At 69.3% G+C, this 19,531-nt stretch carries 14 protein-coding genes and 4 pseudogenes; 5 read left to right on the top strand and 13 right to left on the bottom strand.

Translation table 11 applies throughout. From position 1 onward, the window contains the following. Positions 1 to 840 precede the first annotated feature (840 nt). Complete coding sequence (locus ACFWBW_RS32585) at positions 841 to 1,971, top strand: hypothetical protein (protein ID WP_385380246.1); 1,131 nt, start codon at positions 841 to 843, stop codon at positions 1,969 to 1,971. A gap of 381 nt (positions 1,972 to 2,352) precedes the next feature. Here ACFWBW_RS32585 and ACFWBW_RS32580 read toward each other — a convergent pair whose 3' ends face one another. From ACFWBW_RS32580 to ACFWBW_RS32565, 4 genes are all read right to left on the bottom strand, one after another. After that, the gene (locus ACFWBW_RS32580; protein ID WP_385380243.1) at positions 2,353 to 3,168 is read right to left on the bottom strand and encodes a hypothetical protein; all 816 of its coding nucleotides are present in this window, start codon (positions 3,166 to 3,168) and stop codon (positions 2,353 to 2,355) included. Between the two features lie 557 nt (positions 3,169 to 3,725). Continuing rightward, complete coding sequence (locus ACFWBW_RS32575; protein ID WP_385380240.1) at positions 3,726 to 5,543, bottom strand: hypothetical protein; 1,818 nt, start codon at positions 5,541 to 5,543, stop codon at positions 3,726 to 3,728. A 522-nt stretch (positions 5,544 to 6,065) separates the two neighbouring features. Next, entirely contained in the window at positions 6,066 to 6,299 is a 234-nt protein-coding gene (locus ACFWBW_RS32570; RefSeq protein ID WP_385380261.1) for a neocarzinostatin apoprotein domain-containing protein, read from the bottom strand. Positions 6,300 to 6,308: 9 nt separating this feature from the next. Then, positions 6,309 to 6,497, bottom strand: coding sequence for a hypothetical protein (locus ACFWBW_RS32565; RefSeq protein WP_385380237.1), 189 nt, complete (start codon positions 6,495 to 6,497; stop codon positions 6,309 to 6,311). A gap of 170 nt (positions 6,498 to 6,667) precedes the next feature. Here ACFWBW_RS32565 and ACFWBW_RS32560 point away from each other — a divergent pair. Further along, positions 6,668 to 6,986, top strand: a pseudogene (locus ACFWBW_RS32560) (type I glyceraldehyde-3-phosphate dehydrogenase); the annotation flags it as partial. Positions 6,987 to 7,037: 51 nt separating this feature from the next. On the opposite strand, the gene ACFWBW_RS32555 reads toward ACFWBW_RS32560, so the two are convergent. Then, positions 7,038 to 7,829, bottom strand: a complete 792-nt coding sequence (locus ACFWBW_RS32555; protein ID WP_385380234.1) for a PIG-L deacetylase family protein — start codon at positions 7,827 to 7,829, stop codon at positions 7,038 to 7,040. Between the two features lie 153 nt (positions 7,830 to 7,982). Between ACFWBW_RS32555 and ACFWBW_RS32550 the strand changes: the two are divergent. After that, positions 7,983 to 8,495 (top strand): annotated as a pseudogene (locus tag ACFWBW_RS32550) (GNAT family N-acetyltransferase). A gap of 185 nt (positions 8,496 to 8,680) precedes the next feature. Continuing rightward, positions 8,681 to 9,085, top strand: a complete 405-nt coding sequence (locus tag ACFWBW_RS32545; RefSeq protein ID WP_385380231.1) for an SPW repeat protein — start codon at positions 8,681 to 8,683, stop codon at positions 9,083 to 9,085. A 218-nt stretch (positions 9,086 to 9,303) separates the two neighbouring features. Here the strand turns inward: ACFWBW_RS32545 and ACFWBW_RS32540 are convergent, their stop codons facing one another. From ACFWBW_RS32540 to ACFWBW_RS32510, 7 genes and pseudogenes are all read right to left on the bottom strand, one after another. Continuing rightward, complete coding sequence (locus ACFWBW_RS32540; RefSeq protein WP_385380228.1) at positions 9,304 to 9,705, bottom strand: ATP-binding protein; 402 nt, start codon at positions 9,703 to 9,705, stop codon at positions 9,304 to 9,306. A gap of 117 nt (positions 9,706 to 9,822) precedes the next feature. Further along, positions 9,823 to 10,941, bottom strand: a pseudogene (locus ACFWBW_RS32535) (PP2C family protein-serine/threonine phosphatase). A gap of 449 nt (positions 10,942 to 11,390) precedes the next feature. Next, on the bottom strand, positions 11,391 to 11,648 hold the full coding sequence (locus ACFWBW_RS32530) for a hypothetical protein (protein ID WP_385380226.1): 258 nt from the start codon (positions 11,646 to 11,648) through the stop codon (positions 11,391 to 11,393). A gap of 190 nt (positions 11,649 to 11,838) precedes the next feature. After that, positions 11,839 to 12,934 (bottom strand): annotated as a pseudogene (locus tag ACFWBW_RS32525) (glutamate--cysteine ligase). 131 nt (positions 12,935 to 13,065) lie between these two features. Continuing rightward, a complete protein-coding gene (locus ACFWBW_RS32520) occupies positions 13,066 to 13,293 on the bottom strand; it encodes a DUF6479 family protein (RefSeq protein WP_385380223.1) in 228 nt (75 codons plus the stop codon). A 478-nt stretch (positions 13,294 to 13,771) separates the two neighbouring features. After that, complete coding sequence (locus ACFWBW_RS32515; RefSeq protein ID WP_385380220.1) at positions 13,772 to 17,200, bottom strand: Ig-like domain-containing protein; 3,429 nt, start codon at positions 17,198 to 17,200, stop codon at positions 13,772 to 13,774. A 785-nt stretch (positions 17,201 to 17,985) separates the two neighbouring features. Beyond that, positions 17,986 to 18,339 (bottom strand): hypothetical protein, encoded by a 354-nt coding sequence (locus ACFWBW_RS32510; RefSeq protein WP_385380217.1) that lies wholly within the window; start codon positions 18,337 to 18,339, stop codon positions 17,986 to 17,988. Positions 18,340 to 18,519: 180 nt separating this feature from the next. Here ACFWBW_RS32510 and ACFWBW_RS32505 point away from each other — a divergent pair, with 180 nt between their 5' ends. Beyond that, complete coding sequence (locus ACFWBW_RS32505; RefSeq protein WP_385380214.1) at positions 18,520 to 19,167, top strand: hypothetical protein; 648 nt, start codon at positions 18,520 to 18,522, stop codon at positions 19,165 to 19,167. On the opposite strand, the gene ACFWBW_RS32500 is transcribed toward ACFWBW_RS32505, so the two are convergent. Further along, positions 19,112 to 19,330, bottom strand: a complete 219-nt coding sequence (locus ACFWBW_RS32500) for a hypothetical protein (RefSeq protein WP_385380211.1) — start codon at positions 19,328 to 19,330, stop codon at positions 19,112 to 19,114. The genes ACFWBW_RS32505 and ACFWBW_RS32500 overlap by 56 nt on opposite strands. Positions 19,331 to 19,531: the final 201 nt, after the last annotated feature.

Raw genomic sequence — 19,531 nt, 5'->3', positions numbered from 1 at the left:
GGTATCGCCCATGCCATCAGGACACCGGACCAAAACCGGCCCCGTCAGGCAAAACCCAAGATCTGAAACAGAACACGACTCATGGGGCGAGCACAACTCAAAACCAGATCACTAGAGGGTGGCGCCCGGGTACGCCACCGAAGCACATCTCGGGCCCGCCATGAAAGAGAGATACCTACAGCTTCGCCCCTGGTACAGGGCGGAGGGCCCGGACACACCCAGGACCACTAACACCGGCAACACCCCATAGACACCGCACGCCGTTGTCCAGCGACAACACACACCGATGACACCGAACACACCGCACCGGAATGTCACCACCAGGTGCACGCCAGCCATGAACCGTTCTGACTTCTCTGCCGCTCCGTTGTGAGCTATCAGGGAGGATTGAACCGTTCCGACTTTTCTGCCGGTGGTTTGTTGGCCGGTGATCAGTCGGCTCCGGGTCTGAGATCTGGTGCTACGGGTGCGGGCGGATCGGGCCCGCACCCGGATGCGCAGGTCGGGTCCGGAGGGGCCGGCCTGCTCGGTCCACCTGCCCCCGCATGGTCTTCGCGGCAACCGCGCCGACGGGGCCCCCAGCGCCTCCACGGCTGCGCTCGCCGAGGCTCGCTGTCTTCATGGAGTCAGTGTCTGCGCTCATGTTCCGGCGCGGGGCTCTGCGCCGGGCGGCGTCCCTCGTGTTCGAGCGCCATCTGGTTACGTCGCGTTAGGTGCTATTTGGGTGAATTGGTGCGTGTGTCTGCGATCTGGGATGCGCGACCTCGTTGGTTGTCCGACCGCCCGCGTTTCGTCGGGCGGCCTCCGTCATGAGAGGGGCAACCTATGTGTTTCCATCGTTTGAGGCGCTGGACGGTTGGTATTCCGGCGGCAACGGGTCTGGTCCTTGCCCTGCAGGGGATGGCGGGCGCGGGGCCCGCGCTCGCCGTGCAGCAGGCACCGGCGTTCACGTCGGCCACGTCCGCGTCCGCATTCTCTCCCGGCGCGACCGCCGACATGCGTCGCCGGGTACCGGTTCTGGGCGCCCCTGGATCGATGTCCGACCGGAATGGCGGCCAGCTCCTGCCGGGAGACTTGGTCGACATCAACCGTACCGTCGACAACACCGGTGACACCAATGCCACGAACGTGGTGCTGACCGACCAGCTCACCAACCTGTCGAACATCACCAACGTGGAGATCAATACGGAGCCGGCCGGGGTGCTGGCGACGATCGGCGCGACGAGCCTCCAGCTGAGGCTGGGCACCGGTGCCAGCGCCGCCAGTGGCGGCACCATTGCCCCCGCAGACCTCCCGATCTTCGTCAGCTACACCGCCACCGTCGTCGAATCCCCTACCGGGACGATGGCCTCGGCGGTGGCCACCGTCACCTACGACGGCGGTCAGTCCGTCCCGTCCGAGGCATCCCTGCCCCTCGCGCCACCGGCATCCGATCCCAATCTGTCGGTCAACAAGTCCCACGCGGGCAACTTCACCCAGGGCGGGACCGGCACCTACGCGATCGATGTAGCCAACACCGCTAACGCTGGACCGACCACCGGCACCGTGACCGTTGCGGACACCCTGCCCGCCGGCCTCACTCCCACTGCTGCGTCGGGGACCGGCTGGAACTGCGGGATCTCCGGCCAGACGGTGACCTGCACCCGCAGCGACGCGCTCGCGGCAGGCGCCAGCTACCCCACGATCAACGTCACCACCAACGTCACCACCAGCGCGCCCTGCACCTTCACCAACACCGCCAGCGTCTCCGGCGGCGGCAGCCCTGCAGCCTCCGACAACGACCCGACCACCGTCACCGGCGGAACCTGTAACGGCGGCGGAGGAGGGAACGGCGGAAACGAGGGAGGATCGATCCTCCCGATCAACCTCAACGGAATCATCACGGCGTTCAACAACATCAGTATCAACAACAACATCAACAGCCCTGCCGCCACCAACGTCAGCAACCAGGGACTCGCTGTGAACCCCTGACCTCACACCGCAGCCAGCCACTGTCCTGCGCCTGCCGACCAGGAGCGGTCCATGATGGTCGACCGGTGGTAGACGGACCGTCACCCTCCGGGGTGGCGGCCCGTTTTGGCGGCCAAGTGCTTTCCTGGTCGGGGTGCACCTCACCCAGACTGGCGAGCTCGACCTGGACACCAGAACGGCTTTCGACGAGGCGGGCAGCCCCACGGGCCCGGCACATCTCGCGTGACGGTGTGCGCGCCTGTCTCTCTCCTGGAAGGCTTGCTTGGTGTCAGCCAGAACGTGACGTGGGGCGGTGGACTGCGTGATGCTGGTCAACCGCCCGAGGTTCACGTCACCGTGCTCCGCAAGGGTTTGGCCCGTGGGCCAGTCATTCCAACGTAGTCACGGAATCCGTCCCAGCACTCTGGTCACAGTGCGGGCAACGTCGTCGTTCATCTGCGTGACCCACCGCTCGTTGAAGGTCACTATCCGGTTCCGCCAGACCTGCCATCCGGGGGGTTTGTCTGGGCTTCCGTAGGTCGGGTCGACGTAGTTGTACGCCTTCTTACAGGCTGGGAGAACCTTTGCCTCCTCATAAATGTCCTCCAGTGATTCGTGCTCGCGAAGCTCGCGCCACGTACCGTCGGCTGCCAAAGCGCAGTTGTTGATGAGGTCTCTCAACTCGGGTCCCAGTACGAGGCGGGTCGCCGGTCCCGGACGGGAAGCAATCATCTGTGCGAGGTCGGCCAAGCCCTCCGAAACACGGTCACCCAGCAGTGCTGGCGCGGGAGCGAGAGCGACGAAGTAGGTCGGCGGCGGCTCGTACAGGACAGCCTTTTCACCGGGGAGGACCACTACCCTGCCCGGTAGCAGCCTGACGGAGATCTGTGCGGCCCTGGTATCGCCGATCCAGTCGGCAAACCGCGTCGGCGGATCAATCCGGCCCGCCCCCCAGAATTGGAGTACCCGGTCCGTGGAGATGTTCTTGACGACCGAACACCCTGATGTCGAATCGGAATGGTGCGAATACATGCCCTCGAAGCCCGTCGGGATCGGTACGGATCGGTCGGTGAACAGGCACGTGGCGCGCATCACGTGATGCGGTGGCGGCCCGGCAGCCGCGGTGAACGGCGCGGCGAGACCCAAGGACGCCACCAGCGACAGCGCTATGGCTCCCGTCGCGGCGGCGAAGTGCCGCCCTGGGCGTGCAGTCGGCATGATCGGCTCCAGCCCCCCACACCTTCTGCCCCGTTGCCCCCGAGGGGGACGTGTCCATTATCCGCCCGGGGCAAGCAGGGCGCGCTACGACAATGACCCCGCCCACACCTGGCTGCGCGAGCAGTCCGTACCGCGCTGCGTCGGGCCGCAGGCCCGGTTGCCCCGCTCCGCCGCTGGATCCACGGCGGCGTGGGACCGGCGTATGGAGCACCCACCCCGATGACCGTGCGCAGGTCGTGGAGGCCTGGTGGGAGGTGTCGTGGACGACGGCGGCCGCGTGGGCCGCCTGCGCGGGGGCGGCTTCCCGCGCCCGCGACTGGGCCTGCGCGATCCGACGGGCAGCGGCCACTCCGCGCGCCGGGTCGGCTCGGTGAGCGAGTCGATGAGCGTGCGGCGCGAGTGGTGGAGCATCCCCAGCCGACGGTGGTTCCCGGCGACGGTCCACATGACCAGCAGCGCCTCGCTAGCGTTCAGCCGGGCCGGGCCGGGCCGGGAGCGTGGGTGTGGGGCTGGTCTGCCTTGGTGCCGGTGCCGGTGCCGGTGCGGGGGAGGCCTTGCTACGGTGCGGCCGCGGGCGGAGTCAGCTTTCCTTCAATCCAGTCGGTCGGTGCCTGCTCGATCCAGTAGTCGCTGTGGACACGCAGGTGGTTGGAGTCCACTTCGTCGATCTCCTGATCATGGACCTGCCCGCTCACGGCGTCGGGCATCTGTGTCGCAATCGGGTCGGTCTTTCGCCAGGCGTTAAACCATCCGGCGGTCCTCTCGCCGGCGCGGAGGAAGAACTGGTCGTGGAAATAGGACGGAAAGAACCCCCGGTACAGAGACTTCAGCGGTGACCCGCAGGTGAGGAGGTAGAGACTCTCCGCCGGCGGCAGCAGGGACGGCCCTTCCACAGCGCCGAGCGCCGCGTCGTCCTGGAGATTCTCGGGAACCATCTCATTGGCGAGCAACCAGGCGCCCAGGACCGAACCCTGGCTGTGGGCGAACAGGACGACGGCGTCCTCCCGGTGGCATCCGAGTGCGTCCCGCAGCCCGCCTACGACCTCATCGCGGTAGGAGCTGCCCGCGAGCGGGTGGTACCGGACCGGCCAGAAGCCGGCGACATCGGCGACCGTACCGAAGACCTTGGGGGCCGCCGAGACCTTTCCGCGCATGGCGATGAACACGAGCACCCCGGCGACGATCGTGTGCGTCAGGATCAGTGCGACGGTCAGCGGCCAGCCGCTCCAGCTCGTACTGCGGGCCACCAGCCCGATCACGATCGCCAGAGCGATGTAGATGAAGAAAGCGAAGATGAGAGCACGCCGGATCAATTGCGGCAGTGCGGTGATGACGAGGTGGATGAACCATCGACCCCGGTAGGCCGGGAGATCGGCCGAAGCGAGTGTGTCACTCCACTTGGAGGCGCGAGCCATGATCGCGAACGCCACGGCGAAGCCGACGATGGCGGCACACGCGACGATGGGCACGAGGTCGAGCAGCAGGACGCGGTCTCCCTGGGGGTCGGCCGCCCTGAGCACGTGAGCCGAAGGCGCCATGCCTGAGGCCCGGTCGGCGACGGCACCGATGTACTCCAGGTACGCCATCAGCCACTCGGTGCCGAGACGGAGAATCGCGCCGGTCGCGTGGAGTCCGAGGAAGACGAGCATCGTGACCACAGCGGCCGCCGAGTTCCACAGTGCCGTGGCGAGGAACACAGCGGCGAGGGTGGAGATGAGGACGAAGAGCATCATCGCGTCGGCACGCGGATCAACGCCGGCCCCCACGGCCGCACCGGGTACGTCGCCGCCGTAGCCGAAGTTGTTGGGCCAGCTCCTGCGCTCGATCCGGGCCGGCTTGCATACGAGCACCGCCGCGGCCACGACCACTGCGAGCAGGGCGTGGGCGCACGCGAGGATCGGGGGGATTCTGTGCTGGGGCCGAAGCCAGGTTCGGCACAGGATTGCCGCGACGACGGCCGCAGCCGGAAGCCCTGCGGACAGCCCTTGTGCCAGCTGCGTCTTGTCGGCCAGGCCCGGCACGTACTCCAGCACCGTTTCCATGATGACGATCAGCCATGCGGTCAGCACCACGGTGGCCAGCATGCCCGCCAGGCGGGCGACGGTATACCAGCCCCGCTGCCGTTCGGCGGGCTTCATGTAGCCGACGACATTGAGCAGCGTGAAGGGAATGGCGAGGTACCACAGGAAGCCGGCAACGCCGCGCGAGGTCCGCGACCAGTTGACGAGGGCGAGATCATGGGCCGGGATCTGCGGCTTCTGGTACGACTCGATGCCCTCGATGGGTTGTGCCGACGGTTCGAGTCCCACACTGCCCAATGCGCTCAGGGGACCATGATCGCCGACGCCGTGCACACGGATTTCGATCGGGCTCATCCACCCAACACAGCACGGTTCGACCACCGCGCCGGCCCCTGACACACGCCCGTACCTCCAACGAGCACACAGGTTGCTCCCGATGCCGTGGACACGCCGCCACTGGACTCAACTCGTGCTGAAATACCCACCGGTACCCGGCAGTCCCTCAGACTGCTCGGCTACAGCTCAGACAGTGATGTTCTTCAGGTTGACTGGGAAGGGCACCTCCAAGTCTGGTACGGCTGCGCCTCGGGGAACATGGCCTCCGCTGCGCGAGCTGCCTGCCGCTGACCCAGTCGATGTCGTTGTCCGTCCTGCCAAGTCACAGTCAGGTGTGGGTCGGGGCAACAGGCCCGCTGCCAGGCTGCAGGAAACCGAATACGACGGTGCAGTTGCGTTGGGGGGTGCGGGCTTTGTACTGCGCGGGCCGGGTGGCCCGTGCCTCGGTGGCCTCGCGGGTCCACCACCACCGCCCGTGCAGCTCATACCGGGGGGGCCGTCCAGCGGTGAGGCCGTGGGGCGGGCCGCGAGATTCCGGGGCTATGCGTTGTCCTTGAAGGAAGTCGTCGCGCCGGTTCCCCCTTCGAGGTTGCCGACGGCGACGAGGCAGCCCTGTTCGGACTGGGCGCAGTCGACCTCCCCGAGGTCAATGCCGCTGTCGTCCTGTGCTGCGAAGACACGGTGGACGGTCACTTGGGCGGTGCCCTCGCCTGCCTCGTCGAGGGTCACCGATGTGGTGTTCTTGTAGTCGCAGCCGAATACGCTGGGGCCCAGCTGTGCGCACTACTGGAGGAACACGGCTTCCTCGGGCTCGAAGCCGCGGATCGTGACGGTGACCTGGGCGGTCGCGGGCAGGTCGGTGGCGGGCGTGACGATGACGTGCAGTGCGAGGGCGTGTGTCTGGGCGGTCACTGTAGGGGTGGCCGTCAGGGACAGGCCGAGGACCGCCGCGGCGGCGAGGGCGACCTTCACCCGCGCGTGGACGTGAGAGTCATGATCATGGTGTGTGGAACGAGTGGTGCTCGGCGAGGACACGCGCCTGCCTGCCGTTACGCCCAGTGGATGCCGAGGCCGGCGAGTTGTGGTGGGGCGATCAGGTCGATGTCGGTGGTCGCGAGGCGTGGCGGCGCGGGTGACGGTGGGTTCTCGCCGCGTGGGAGCCCGCCCCGCCGCCGTGGGCCGAGTTGGGCGTCGACATCGTTCTCGAAGTGACTGGCCGCTCCACCTCCGCCAAGGCGACCCGCGCCGACACCGACGCGGGTGCGAGAAAGGTCCTCGTCTGAGTCGGCCGACGTCACCCTCGCGTACGGGATCAACTCCGACGCCTACGATCCGGGTCTGCACGCGATCGTCTCGAACACCTCGTGCACCACCAACGCGCCCGCGCTGCTGGCCGCTGTCCTCGAGGAACTCGTGGGCACACGCCGCGGCCGGCCAGGGACGACAGCAGGGCCGACCCAAAGGGCCGCGGGCGGATACGGCGGTCGGCGCGGGCTGCGCGTGGGGTGGGGCCTACTGGTCCCAGGGCGGCTTCCCTTCGAATGCCAGGTGGTGTACGTCGAAGAGGACCGCTGCTTCGACGCCGAGCGCGGGGCCGCCCATCCGTGCCGCCCAGGTCAGGAAGGGGCGGGGTTCGAAGCTCTGCTCGCCCAGTCCTCTGGTGTATTCGGCGTGGGCGGATAGCGAGGCGATGCCGCGTTCCAGGGGTTCTCCGGTGATGTCTACGGCGTGGGTGGGGTGTTCTGGGCCGGCCATGCACACCAGGCGGATGCCGCCCCAGGGCTCGAGGCCTTCGTCGGCCAGTTCCGGGAAGATCCAGCGGTTGCCCGCGTCCCTCGCGGCGTCCAGGGCCGCGAGGCCGACCGCGCGGTGATCGGCCTGGTTGGTGACACCGGCGACCATCCGCACGGTGAACGCGCCCGTCACCACGACCTCGGGCCGGTGCCGGCGCATCGCGCGGACGATGTCGCGGCGCAGGTCGGGGCCGTACTCGACCACACCGTCGCGGTGGTCGAGGAACTCCACCGTGTCCACGCCGACCTCACGTGCTCCGGCCCGCTCCTCGGCCTCGCGCAGTGGTCCGGCCTGGGCGGGGTGCAGAGCGTCGATGCCTGCTTCACCGCGGGTGGCGAGCAGGTACGTGACCCGCTTGCCCTGAGCGGTCCAGCGGGCGACGGCGGAGGCCGCACCGTACTCGATGTCGTCCGGATGCGCCGCCACGGCCAGACATCGCTCCCAGTCCTCCGGAAGCGGCGGCAACTGGCTCTGCGGGCCGAACGCGCCCGTTTCATCTCGTGTCGTCATGTACCGATAGTGGCGGTCCGTCTTCCCCGATCCGCAGAGGCGCGCGTCTTCGCCGATCCTCCCGCGCGCACGGGTCGGGCGAGGGCGGTCAGAGGGCGCGTAGTTCCGCGACGACCTAGACGAGTGGATCCGAAGTCGGGGATGATCAGTGGCATGCGGACGGTCCTGCGTGGAGCCCTGGTGACGCTTCGCCCGTCGACGGTGGGCGATATCCCGGCTCTGGCCGTGATCCGGACCACGCCTGAGGTGTACGCGCACTGGCGGGGCGGCGACGACCTGACGGCCGCGGTGGCATAGGACCTCGAAGATCCCGGGGTCCGGACCTTCTCGGTCGAGCACGGCGGCAGGGTGGTCGGCGCTATCCAGTGGGGTGCCGAGGACGAGCCGGACTACCGGCATGCCAACATCGACATCTATCTCGACCCGGCGGTGCACGGGCTCGGCCTTGGCACTGACGCCGTCCGTGCCCTGGCACGCCATCTGATTGATGATCACGGATACCGTCGACTGGTGATCGACCCGGCCGCCGACAATGCCGCCGCCATCCGGTGCTACCGCAAGGCCGGATTCCGCCCGGTGGGCATCATGCGGCAGTACGAGCGCGGCCCGGACGGCAGCTGGCACGACGGGCTGCTGATGGACCTGTTGGCGGAGGAGCTGGAGTAAGTCTCGTTCGGCTCCACCATCATGGCGTCAACCCACCGCGCACCCATCGAAGAGCACCCCGATGGAACTGCGCGCCCCCGGCACAACCGCGCGGCCGCCACGCCCCGGGCTCAGATGGTCGAGGCCCTCGCCCTGCTCACGGGCATCTTCCTCGCCGCGTCCCGTGGATCGTGGGCTTCAACGGCTTGACCACCCTGGCCGTCACCAACCTCATCACCGGCATCGCCTACATGCTCCTGCTCGGCGGCCTCGGCAACTCCTACGAGCGCACCCACTCCAAGGCCTGGGCCGCGGTCGCCATCGGCATCTGGACCTGCATCGCACCCTGGGTGGTTGCCGACGGCATCGCCCACACCCGCTCAATCACCAGCAACCTGCTCGCCAGCGCCATCGCCACTCTGCTGGCCCTCCCGCCGCCTCCGCCTCCGGCGCCCGCGACATCGACATCCGTCGTCGTAACCTCAGCGCGCAGCCGCACCACCCCATGCCCCGAATCCACTGACCCGCCGGGCGGTGCCCGCTGCCCGGGTAGGACCGAGCAACAGGCCCGTGGGTCCACGACGCAAGCAGCCGGCAACGGTATCCAATAGGAGTGCAGGAGGCAGCGACTGCAGCCGCTGCTCCCAGCCCCGTGGCGCTGTCGGCTGCGGGCAGGTCCGGCCGCCGTCACACGTCGCCTTCCAGCCCGCCCGGCAGCACCCACGGTGCGCCAACGGAGAGGCTGGACCGGTTCCCCCTCGATCCGTGGCGCTGGCCCCCGCTGCGCGCCTCGTTCGTCGGGCGAGGCGCTTCGGCTCGGCGACCGCTTCTACCAGGGGATGTGGGCGTGGATGGTTTTGCCGCCGGTGGGGGTGGGCTCGATGTGGGTGTGGGTGGTGAGCTGGTTGATCAGTTGCCATCCCCAGCCGCCGGTTCCGTCGGTGTGGGGTGGGCGGGGTGTGGGCGGGTGGCGGCTGGTGTCGGTGACGCGGATCTCGACGTGGTCCTCGTGGAGTTCGAGGTGGAGGGTGCAGGGGCCGTCGGTGTAGCGGATGGCGTTGGTGACGAGTTCGGCGACGACCAGGAGGACCACGTCGGCGCTCTCGGGCCGGGCGGGGGCTCGGATGTGTGTGGCGTGGTGGAGGAAGTGGCGGGTGGCGCCGCGTGCTGATGCGGTGGGTTGGCCGGTGCGCGACACGGCCTGGTCGAGGACGGGCAGGAAGTTGGTCACGGCTTCTCCCTCCACATGATGGGCCTGTAAAGCGCCTGCCCCTCCTGGAGGTAAATACCCCATATTGCGCCATCGGTGAGGGTCCTGGCCCTTGCGGGGTCTTGCCTCTCGTCGAGGTCAGGCTCTCAGGCCGCGGCTTTCGGCGTGGGGGCCGTGCCAGTCGAGGCACAGCACGGTGGCGTCGTCCTTCGGCGGCCCTCCGTCGTATGCGCCGCTGACCGCGCCGACCAGGATGCGCACGACTTCGCGCGGGTGCTCGTCGGCGGCGTTGCGTAGGAGCGCCGGGAGGTCGACGGTCTCGGCGTCGCGTTCTTGCATGCCGTCGGTGTGGAGCACGAGCCGGTCACCAGGCTGCAGGTCGAGGTCTTGGACCGCGTACGGGCCCTGAAGGGAGGTACAGCCGAAGGGCAGGTTCACCGCCAGGCGCAGTCCGGTAACCGCGCCCTCGCGCAGGAGGAGGGGCCAGGGGTGGCCGGCGTTGACGAGCTGGGCGCCGCTTCCGTCGAGGGCGATGCGCAGGAGCTGGCCCGTGGCCATGGTGTGGCGGCCGTGGTCGAGGAGGGCCTGGTGTACTTGGCGGGCCTGTTCGGCGAGGTCTTCCCCGGCGCGGCGGGCTCCGCGGGAGGCGTTGACGAGGAGGGTGGCCATCAGGGAGGCCTCGACGTCGTGGCCCATGGCGTCGGTGATCGACAGGTGCAGGGTGTCGTTGTCGAGGCTGTAGTCGTAGGTGTCCCCAGCATGTCCGAGGCCGGGACCAGGGCGCCCGCGAGGGTGAACTGCGGGGCCTCGCAGGAGGAGGCCGAAGGCAGGAGCTGGCGCTGGATCTCGGCGGAGAGGCTGACCGGGGTGGTGCGGTTGCCCCAGTGGTAGAGGTCGGTGAACCGGCGGTTGGTGACGATGATGTACGCCAGCGCGTGGGCGGCCTCCTCCACCTCGGCCAGTACGTCCGGGGTGGCCTCGGGGAGGTGGAGCTCCAGGACGCCGATGGCGTCGCCGCGGTTGCTGACCGGGGCGAGGACCCGCTGCCCCTGTCCGCCGTCCGCCTCGAGCAACAGCTTCTGGCCGCGTAGGACCTCGTCGTAGACGCTGCCGCCGGCGAGGGGTACCTGCGGCGGCGCGGTCCTCGTGGTGGATGGCTGTGGTGTCGTGGACGCGCAGCAGGCGCCGGCCGACGATGTCGACGAACAGGAATGACACGTAGCGCGCTCCGAACCGGTCGCGGAGATTGCGTGCCACGACGTCGAGGGAGGCTACCGGCGCGGCGGCCTAGGAGGCCGCCAGCACCTCGGCCAGTCCTATCCGATCACGAGCCACATCGGCCTCCACAAGTTTCGGAACCTTCCTCCCGCCGGCACAGCGGGAAGGACAGCGACCCACCACATGCCTCTCGCGAACAGAAACCCCGGGGGCTACTGGCCCCGGTTCCCGTTCGGGAGCCGTCCGCTGCGGCGCTATGGCTCCCCTTCCGCCGGGCGGGGCGAAGCCGGGTGTCCGTCGCCTTGGGGAGCCTCCTCCGTCGGCCAGGCGAGGACGGTGAGCACTTGGTGGGTGCCGGTGAGACGCAGCAGGCGCGATGACGTACGGCCATGAGGATTCCCTCCTACCGGAACGAACGCGCGGGTCGGTCTGTCCGTGTTCAGCGGCAGAGGGCGTTCCCGAGCTGCTGGGTCGTTGCCGAGCGGATGTCAGTCGGTCGGCTCCTGGGGCTTGGCGTTGCCAGGGCCGGCGGCCGGCCGCTCGCCCTGCGTGCCGTTGTGCTCCGCCTCTCCGTTCTCCTTGCGGCTGTTCCTGTTCCTGTCGGGGCCCTCGCGCCGGGCTCGTACGCGCTCGGCGTCCGGGAGGTCGGGGGCTCCCTGACCGAAGGGCGGCAGGTCAGGGGTGACGGCGTCACGTTTCTCCGGTACTCGGTCCGGAAGCTCGGGCTGTGACGGGGGCCTTTGCATATCGGCTCTCCTTGCGGTCGGGCGGTGGTTGCGCGGCAGGCGACGACAGAAGGGCGTCGCCGGTGTCCCCTCTCCGCCTGCCCCGACACCGACCCCGTACTCACGCGGAAGGAGGACGCCGTGGGGGCACGGTCAGAGGAAGCTCGGAGCAGCTCCGTGGCCACCGCGCTGGTTACGGCGGTCCCGGCGTTCAGCCGGACGGTACGGTGCCGGTGATCAGTCCGGCCAGCGCCGGCAGTCCGCCGTCGGCCACGGCGCGGCGCTGACGGTCCGCGGGCGTGCCTTCTCGCAGCAGCCGGTGCGACAGGGCGCTCACCTCCCGGTGATCGCCGTCCTCTTCCAGCGCGGGCGTGATGTGGCGCATGAGGGCGCACAGGGCGTCGCCGCTGCTGCGCGGTCGGCCGTCCAGTGCTACGAGGGTGCCGTTCAACCCATATCGGGCCGCGTGCCAGCTCGCGGCCTGCAGTACCTCGGGATCATTCGGCGGGGCAGGCTGCATGCCCGCCTTCTCCTCGGCGATCGCCGTGGTGACCAGCGCCCTGACGATGCCGGCGAGCACCACGGCCTCGTCCGCCCGCAGCTGTACGTCCGGGCAGCGCACCTCGACGGTCGGGTAGCGGTCGGACAGCCTCGCCTGCCAGTAGACCTGCCCCCGGTCGGCGATGACCCCGGAGGCCACCAGTGTCTCCAGACGGCGTTCGTAGTCCGCGAGCCCCTCAAAGTACGGCGGCGGACCGCTGACGGGCCAGCGGCTGAAGACGATGGTGCGCCAGCTGGCGAACCCGGTGTCCTGCCCATCCCACAGGGGCGAGTTCGCCGACATCGCCAGCAGCTTCGGCAGCCAGACCCGGATCCGGTTCAGCACGGCCACGCCCGTTTCCGCGTCGGGGATGGCCACATGGACGTGCATTCCGCAGATCAGCTGCTCGCCCAACAGCTGGCGCGGCGCCCTCGATCCTCAGGTACCGCGCCGTCCTGGTGACGGGCGCGGGCAGGCTACCGCGCACCGGCGCGGCACCGGTCGCCGCGATCCGGCAGCCGTTGGCCTCCGCCGCCGAGGCGAGCGCATGGCGCAGCCGGAGCAAGTGGCCCCCGACTTCTTCGAGTCTCCAGCAGATGGGGGTGGCCACCGCGATCTGTGCCTGAAGCAGCTCGTCTTGGACCTCTCCCTGTTCTGTGAGGGCGCCCAGACCCGCCGTGCGGCGGACTTCCTCCACCAGCGGAGTCGGCAGCGCGGTGACCGGATCCACCAGCAGATATTGCTCTTCGACTCCAACGGTGATCACCCCGTGCGGTTACCCGGCCGCTCCATGATCACCCCCGCTCTTCCGGACCGGCCGGGCCCACCCGGGGCGGGGTGTGCAGAGCGCCGTCGAAACCACCACCGACGCAGGGCCGGCGCGACGGCACGGCAGGTCTACAGACGCGGTGTTTGTCCGGCCCCGTCGTCGGGCGTCTGCCAGGAGTCCTCGCGGGCCCGTGCAGAGGGGTTCTGCTGGGCCGGCTGGGCAGGGGAGTTGCGCCGTGCGCTGCGTCGGCCGCCGTACCAGAACGCTCCGATCAAGAGCAGGGCCACGACCACTCCGATGACGATCAGGAGCAGTGAGCTGAAGGCTTCGGCGGCAAAGATCTCGGTTCCAGTCATGCCCAGCCCCTACCCCCGATCGAGGGGACTACGGGGTGACTGCCCCGAATCGCGGCCGCCGGGCACGGCGCGCACCGAAGCCGGGACGTGCAATTACTAGACCGGATATCGGTCCGGTGCGCGGGTAGCAGCGGGAACATGGACACCACAGGCACAACCCCGTTGCGCGCGTCGCCCTCGTCTGCACTCTCACGCCTTCCCCCGCCCCGTCCAGTTCCCAGCTGCTGGCCGAGCAGACCATGGGGGCGCTTGCCGAGCACGGCGTCACGGGCAAGACCATCCGGATCGCCGACCACGACGTGAAGACCGGAGCCACGGCGTGCATGCTGCCGTGCGCGGCCTGGCCGCGCCGGTGGCCGCGCCTGCGGCGGTTGCAGTGCCGCCCCGGGCAGCCCGGATGGCGAGACGGCGGCGCCCCCGTACCCAGGGGGATCCGGGTACGGGGGCGCCGTCGTGTCGCGGGGCAGGCGGGCGGGGACTAGTCCTCGTCCTTGCCGTTGTCCTTGTGCGCGTTGGCCTTCAGGGTGATGTCCTCCGTGTCCGTGAAGTCGATGTGGGTCTTGGCGTGCGTCGTGTACGGGTAGGCGACGAGGACCGTGCCGGTGCCCGACTTGCCGGAGTGGTCTTCCTTCAGCAGGCCCTGGGGGGAGCCGGCGCGGACGATCAGTTCGTCACCCTTCTCGGGCCGGACCTTGGACGGGTCGCCGCCGTCGACGGAGAGGTGGGTGCTGACGGTGTCCTTGACGAGGAAGTCGATCGTGTCCTTGCCGCCGCGGGCGAGGACGCCGATCCGCTCGGTTTGCGCTGTGGTGATCCGCAGGCCGAGGAGCGCCACGAGCGGCGCCGGCTTGCGGACCAGCGGCAGGGAGTCGACGTGGAGCGTGGTGAACGCGTCCACGTCGCCGCGGATCCGGTCGCCCCGGGTGGTGCCCACGATGGTGACCTCGTCGTCTCCGCCGTCGGTGCTGATCCCCACGTCACCGGTGACGTTGAAGAAGTTCAGCACCTGCGCGGAGTCCGCCCGGGTCAGTCGGCCGCTGTTGACGCTGAGCGGGGTGAAGGTGAGCCGGTCGTCGCCGGTTCCGCCCGTCACGGCCGCGCCGTGTCCGTTCGCGTTGAGGTTGACGACCGGGATCTCCTGGATGCCGACGACACCGCCCGGGATGCCCGGGTAGCCCGTCACCCGGCCCTCGGCGATGCCGGCCAGTACGTTCGCCGTGGCGCCGGTGAGGCTGAGCGAATGGTGGGCGATGGTCACCGCGAGGGAGGGAGAGGCCGGGCTCACGTTGCCGGCGAGGTCCTCCAGGAGGATGCCGACGTCGTACCGGCCGTCGCGCAGAGCAGAACTGACGACCTCGTACTCACCGGCCGGGGTGACGGTGTCCTTGCCGACCACGGCCGGGCTGCCGCCCACCGGGGTGGTCCGCAGCCGGACCAGGGCGTTCGGCTCGACCGAGGAGCCCTGGAAGGCGGGCTTGATGATGGTGGTGATGTTGTCGATGTCGATGCCCGCGCTGTCGCTGGAGGCCAGCAGGTCGGGCGCGTTGGCCGGCCGGACTGGTGCGACCGTGTCCAGGGTGATCACGAGTGCGTGCGCGCTCTCCGCGCCCGAGCCGGTGACGTGGGCGGTGCCGGCGACGCGGGGGTTGTCGGACGCGTCGACGATGATCACCTCGGCGGTGATCTGGTTCTCGCCTTCCCTCAGGACCGGGTCCAGGCGGATCTGGTACAGCCCCGGCTTGTTCACCGGGTCGACGGGAGTGGCGAAGCCGACGCGCTCCCCGTCGCGCTCCACGGCCACCTTGTAGCCGGGGGCGTCGTCGGTGAGGACCGGCGTGGCGTTCTGCTGTGACAGAACGATGCCGGCGGAGCGCAGTTCGGCGTCGTCCACGCGGAGGAAGAGGTCCGGTCCGACGACCTTGGTGACGTCGTCGCTGTCGGAACGGCCCGAGTCGGACTGCTGCTTGAGATCCAGGCTGAAGGGCTCGGGCGCCGCGCGGTTGGCGACGACGAGGTCGTACGTGCCCTGCGGCGGGTCCGTCGGCGAGGCGTCCCCGGGCCGGGTCGGGTCGCTCACGCCTGCGGCGCTGACCACGACGTAGTACGGCTCGTCCTGGACGACCGGGATCGTGAGCCGGCCGGTGGAGGTGCCGGCCCGGGTGGAGACGGTGCCGGTGGCGACGGCGCTGCCGAACTTGTCGTACGCGCGGACCGCGAGCGGGGCGATCACCTCGTTGAAGCGGATCTCGGTGGTGAGGTGGCCGGTGTGGCGGGGGGTGACCCGGAAGAAGTCCACGTCGGTCGCGGTGTGCAGGGTGAGGCCGCGCCGGTTGAACTGCTCGTTGGAGCCGAGGTCGGCGGCCACGGCGTGGTCGATCGACTCGTTGGGCTCGTGGCTGTCGGGGAAGGCCCCGAGCATCGAGAAGACGTCGAAGTAGACGTCCTGGTTGCCCGCGGAGGGGGCGGTGGGGGTGGGCGGGGTGGTGTTGCCGGTCCAGGACGCGTAGGCGATCCCGTTAACCGCCCATACCCCGTTGTACTCGCCGATCCGCAGGGTCCGCCGGGTCTCGCCGGCGACCATGGTGCCGCAGCCGGCGAAGTTGCCGAAGCGGCACGGGGCGTTGCGGTCGGGGTCGAAGGGGGAGTCGCTGATACGGAAGTCCTGCGTCCAGGTCTGGCCGCCGTCCCGGCTGGTGGTGCCGTACAGCTCCAGCAGGAAGTTGTCCTCCCCGTTCGGCCCGGTGCCGCCGTTGCGCCGGCCGCTGCGGTTGTCGTACCAGGTGACGACGGCGTTGCCGTCCTGGTCGATGTGGGCGTTGGGCATCACCGCGAAGGTCTGGCCCGGCCCGTGGTCGACCCGGCTCCGGGTGAAGTTCAGGCCGTTGTCAGTGGAGCGGGCGATGACGACGTCGGCGTCGTCGCCGTCCCCGTAGTTGTTGTTCGGGTCGTCATTGCCGACGACGTAGACGTTCCCGGCCCGCGCCGGGTCGGGCAGGATGTACGGCTGCACGGTGCCCTGGAGCCAAAAGTCGGTCCCGGGGATCTCGGTGGCCGGGTTGTTCTGCCGGTTGCAGGTCACGTCGGCCTGGCCCGCACCGAACGGCACGGTCCGCTGCCGGGGCGTCCCGGCGGCGAAGTCGGCGCCGCCGGAGCCGTCCCGGAGCAGCTGGGTGGAGCCCACGGTTCCGTCACCGTCGCAGGTGTCGGTGTGGTAAGCGACGTAGAGGTCGCCGTTCTGGGCGACGGCCGCGTGCGAGGGCCAGACGAAGCCCTCGCCCGCCTGGGAGAGGGCGGCCGCGGCGGACCAGGTCGTACCGCCGTTCGTGGACCGCGAGAACAGGATCCGCGAGCCGCCGGCGGCGGGGAGTTCCGTCCAGACGATGTAGAGGTTGCCCACGTACGGACTGGTGGGGTTGGAGTCGACGACCAGCCACTGCTTGTCGTGGTCGATGTTGCCGTTCGGGCTCACCTGGACGGGGGTGTAGGTCTGGCTCCCCGTAGTCGTGGTGTCGTTGATCCGGCCGACGCCGACCCCGAGGCGGGTCGGCGTCGGGTTGGTGTTCAGTCCGCCGCGCGACAGGTGCGTGACGAAGATGCGCCCCTCGGCGTCGAAGCCGAGCACCGGGTCGCCGTTGCACGGGGCGACGGTCGACGTCCGCGTGATCGGGAACCCGTCCCGGCCGTAGTTCAGGTCGATGTGGACAGTGCACCCCTCCATGACGGCGACCTGTCCGGGCCTGCGGGGATTGGCGGTGGCATTGTGCGGCTCGTTGAACCTGGCGCCGATCCTCTGGTCGTCGCCCGCCCACGCGGGGGCAGCGGCGGGGCCGAGGATCGCAAGCGACTGCAGTACGAGGAGAGTGCCGCCAACAATGCTGACGGCACGTCTGTAGAGATGGTTGCTCAAGATGCGTTCCGCTCTCTGGCTCTTTACATCCCTCTGCTTCCAGCGCGACGGCCGTACCTCACCAGTGGCCTCGTGCGCTGTTCGAGCAGGACTGTGACAGGGAGCGGGTGTCGGTGTCCGGCGTCCCGGGCTGCGGCGCGGGGATTCACCAAGATCCCCGGAAGAACCACCCGCCCGGCGTAGGCCGGTCACATCGCGCCAGGCCCTGCAGCGACTTGCGCGCCACCAAGGGATCTCGGATTCCGGGGCCCACGCCGTGCTTGTCGCCGGTGTCGCGGAACCAGGGCTCTGGTTCGCCGGCGGAGAACAGAACGGCTGAACGGGTGTACTGCTCGTGTGAGGCTCTGTGCCAACCGGCGGGCGGACCTGCCTTCCGGTCGGCGGGGTCGTGACAGAGCCCGGCCGGGCCCTGCGTTCGTGGGGTGGTGCGCTGCTCAGAAGTCCTCGTCGCGCAGGTCGCGCTCGTCCCGGAGCAGGTCCTCCTCGCGGCGGCGTTCCGTCTCATCGGGGTTCTTGCCGCGGGAGGGCTGGGCGGGCTCAGGGCGGATCTCCCGGACGGGTGCGAATCGCTGACCGCTCCCACACCAAGCTGGACCGCGCTAAGCCTCCGATGAGTCTCGCCGGCGTCCGGCTGTCAGGCGGCGGTCCGTCAGGCACCGGACGGATGCTGCGTGATCGTGGGCGGCAACCCCACAGGGCGGGGTTGCCGCCCACTGCCTGTGGTCGGGAACATGCCGATCGACGCCGGTGCTGCTCGGCGGTGGAAGGCTGTGAGTGCTGGGTGGTCAGCAGCGTCCGACGTTGACTTGGTTCACGATCTTGGTGGCTGACACGTAGCCGACAACCATGATCGGGCGGCCGGTGTAGGGACTGTAGCCCGCGCCTTGGACTCGGAACCAGCGGTTCGTACCGTTGGACCACACGTTGTCCACCCAGCAGTACATCGTGACGGGCGCACCGCTCCAGATTCCCCCGATGAGCTGGGAATACGGCGTCGGCGCGGCGTAGGCGTTGGTCAGGCTGTTGGTCTTCGGCGCGGCAGCCTCCGCGGGTGAGGCCGCCGCGACAGTCACTGCGGCACAGGCCGCACCGACCGCGATCGCACGTCCTACACGCTTGCCTATCTGACCTTTGGACACGGTTGATCTCCTTGCGAGGGCCAACGCGGACGGGCGATCAGCTCCGCGGTTGATTGATTCTTCCGTCGACGAGCGTGTGGGCAAGGGGAGCCGGCCCGGCGCGCGGATGCACGAGTGGTGGTACTACCGGCGTGCGAGGCGCAGCGAGCACGGCCTGGCCGCAGGTGGACGACCTGCCGGATGACCACGGGCCCGGCCGTCATTCAGGGGCTGACTGACACCTTGACGGCGGTTCAGGCCCAGAGCGCCCGGGCTGGTCGCGGAAGCTGGAGCGGACACGCAATCGGCCAGGGCGGTGTGTTGGGTGTGGTGAAGGTGGCCACGGCGGCGCAGATCAGGTTGTTGATGTGTCCGGGAACGGCGGACGCGGCGACGGTGCGCGGTGGCTGCAAGGACCTGGAGGCTGAGGGCCTGGTGTTGTCGGCTGGCCGGACGTCGCGGCTCGAGGCGGATGGCCGACGGATTACGGAGAAGCTCTGGTCGTTGACGCCGTCCGGGCTGGAGGCGGCCGCGGTGGTGTTGGACCGTCCTGTGCGGGAGATGGGTGGTACGGCGAAGGCGGCGGCGGCCTCGGGGGCGAAGCACGCGGGGAAGGTGACCGACACCCTGGCCGCGCTCCTGCGGACGCCGCTGGAGACGACCGCGCCCGTGGTCCGCAAGAACACCGTGCCCGCCCAGGCCCCGGCGCTGGAGCAACGCCCGGCGGGGATGGGGCCGATCGCGGCCTGGTCGACGGAGGTGTCCTCACTTCTTCCGACGTCATGTGCGTCTCCTACCGTTCCTGGTTGCTGGTCACGTGACGGCCTCGGCGGGGCCGGATCGGGATGACGGTGTTTGAGACGTCCCTGGCGAGCTGTTGGCGGAGGGCTTCGTTGTCGTGGTGGAGGGCAGCGATCGCGGTGGCAGCGGCCTTGAGCTTGTTCTCCAGGAGGGTGCATTCCTGGGTCTTGGTGGCCAGTCGCTTCTCCACCCTGATCTCTCCCAGGGCCATGGCGCACTCCCGTCAGCCCAGCGGCCTCATGTCCTACCCGTCACTGAGACTGAACCACAGGCTCCGTGAGACAGAAATGAACAGCGGACAGAAGGAGTGGATCACCGACGGCACCCGCATGGTCAGGCAGGAGGCCCAGCACGACTCGCTCGAGGACGCCATGCAGCGCTATCGGCGCAACCTATGGGCCTCACAGATTCG

This window comes from Streptomyces sp. NPDC059957, from assembly GCF_042730015.1.
GTDB lineage: Bacteria > Actinomycetota > Actinomycetes > Streptomycetales > Streptomycetaceae > Streptomyces.
The sequence above is the reverse complement of the archived record's forward strand: the minus strand, read 5'-3'. Positions and strand labels throughout refer to the sequence as shown.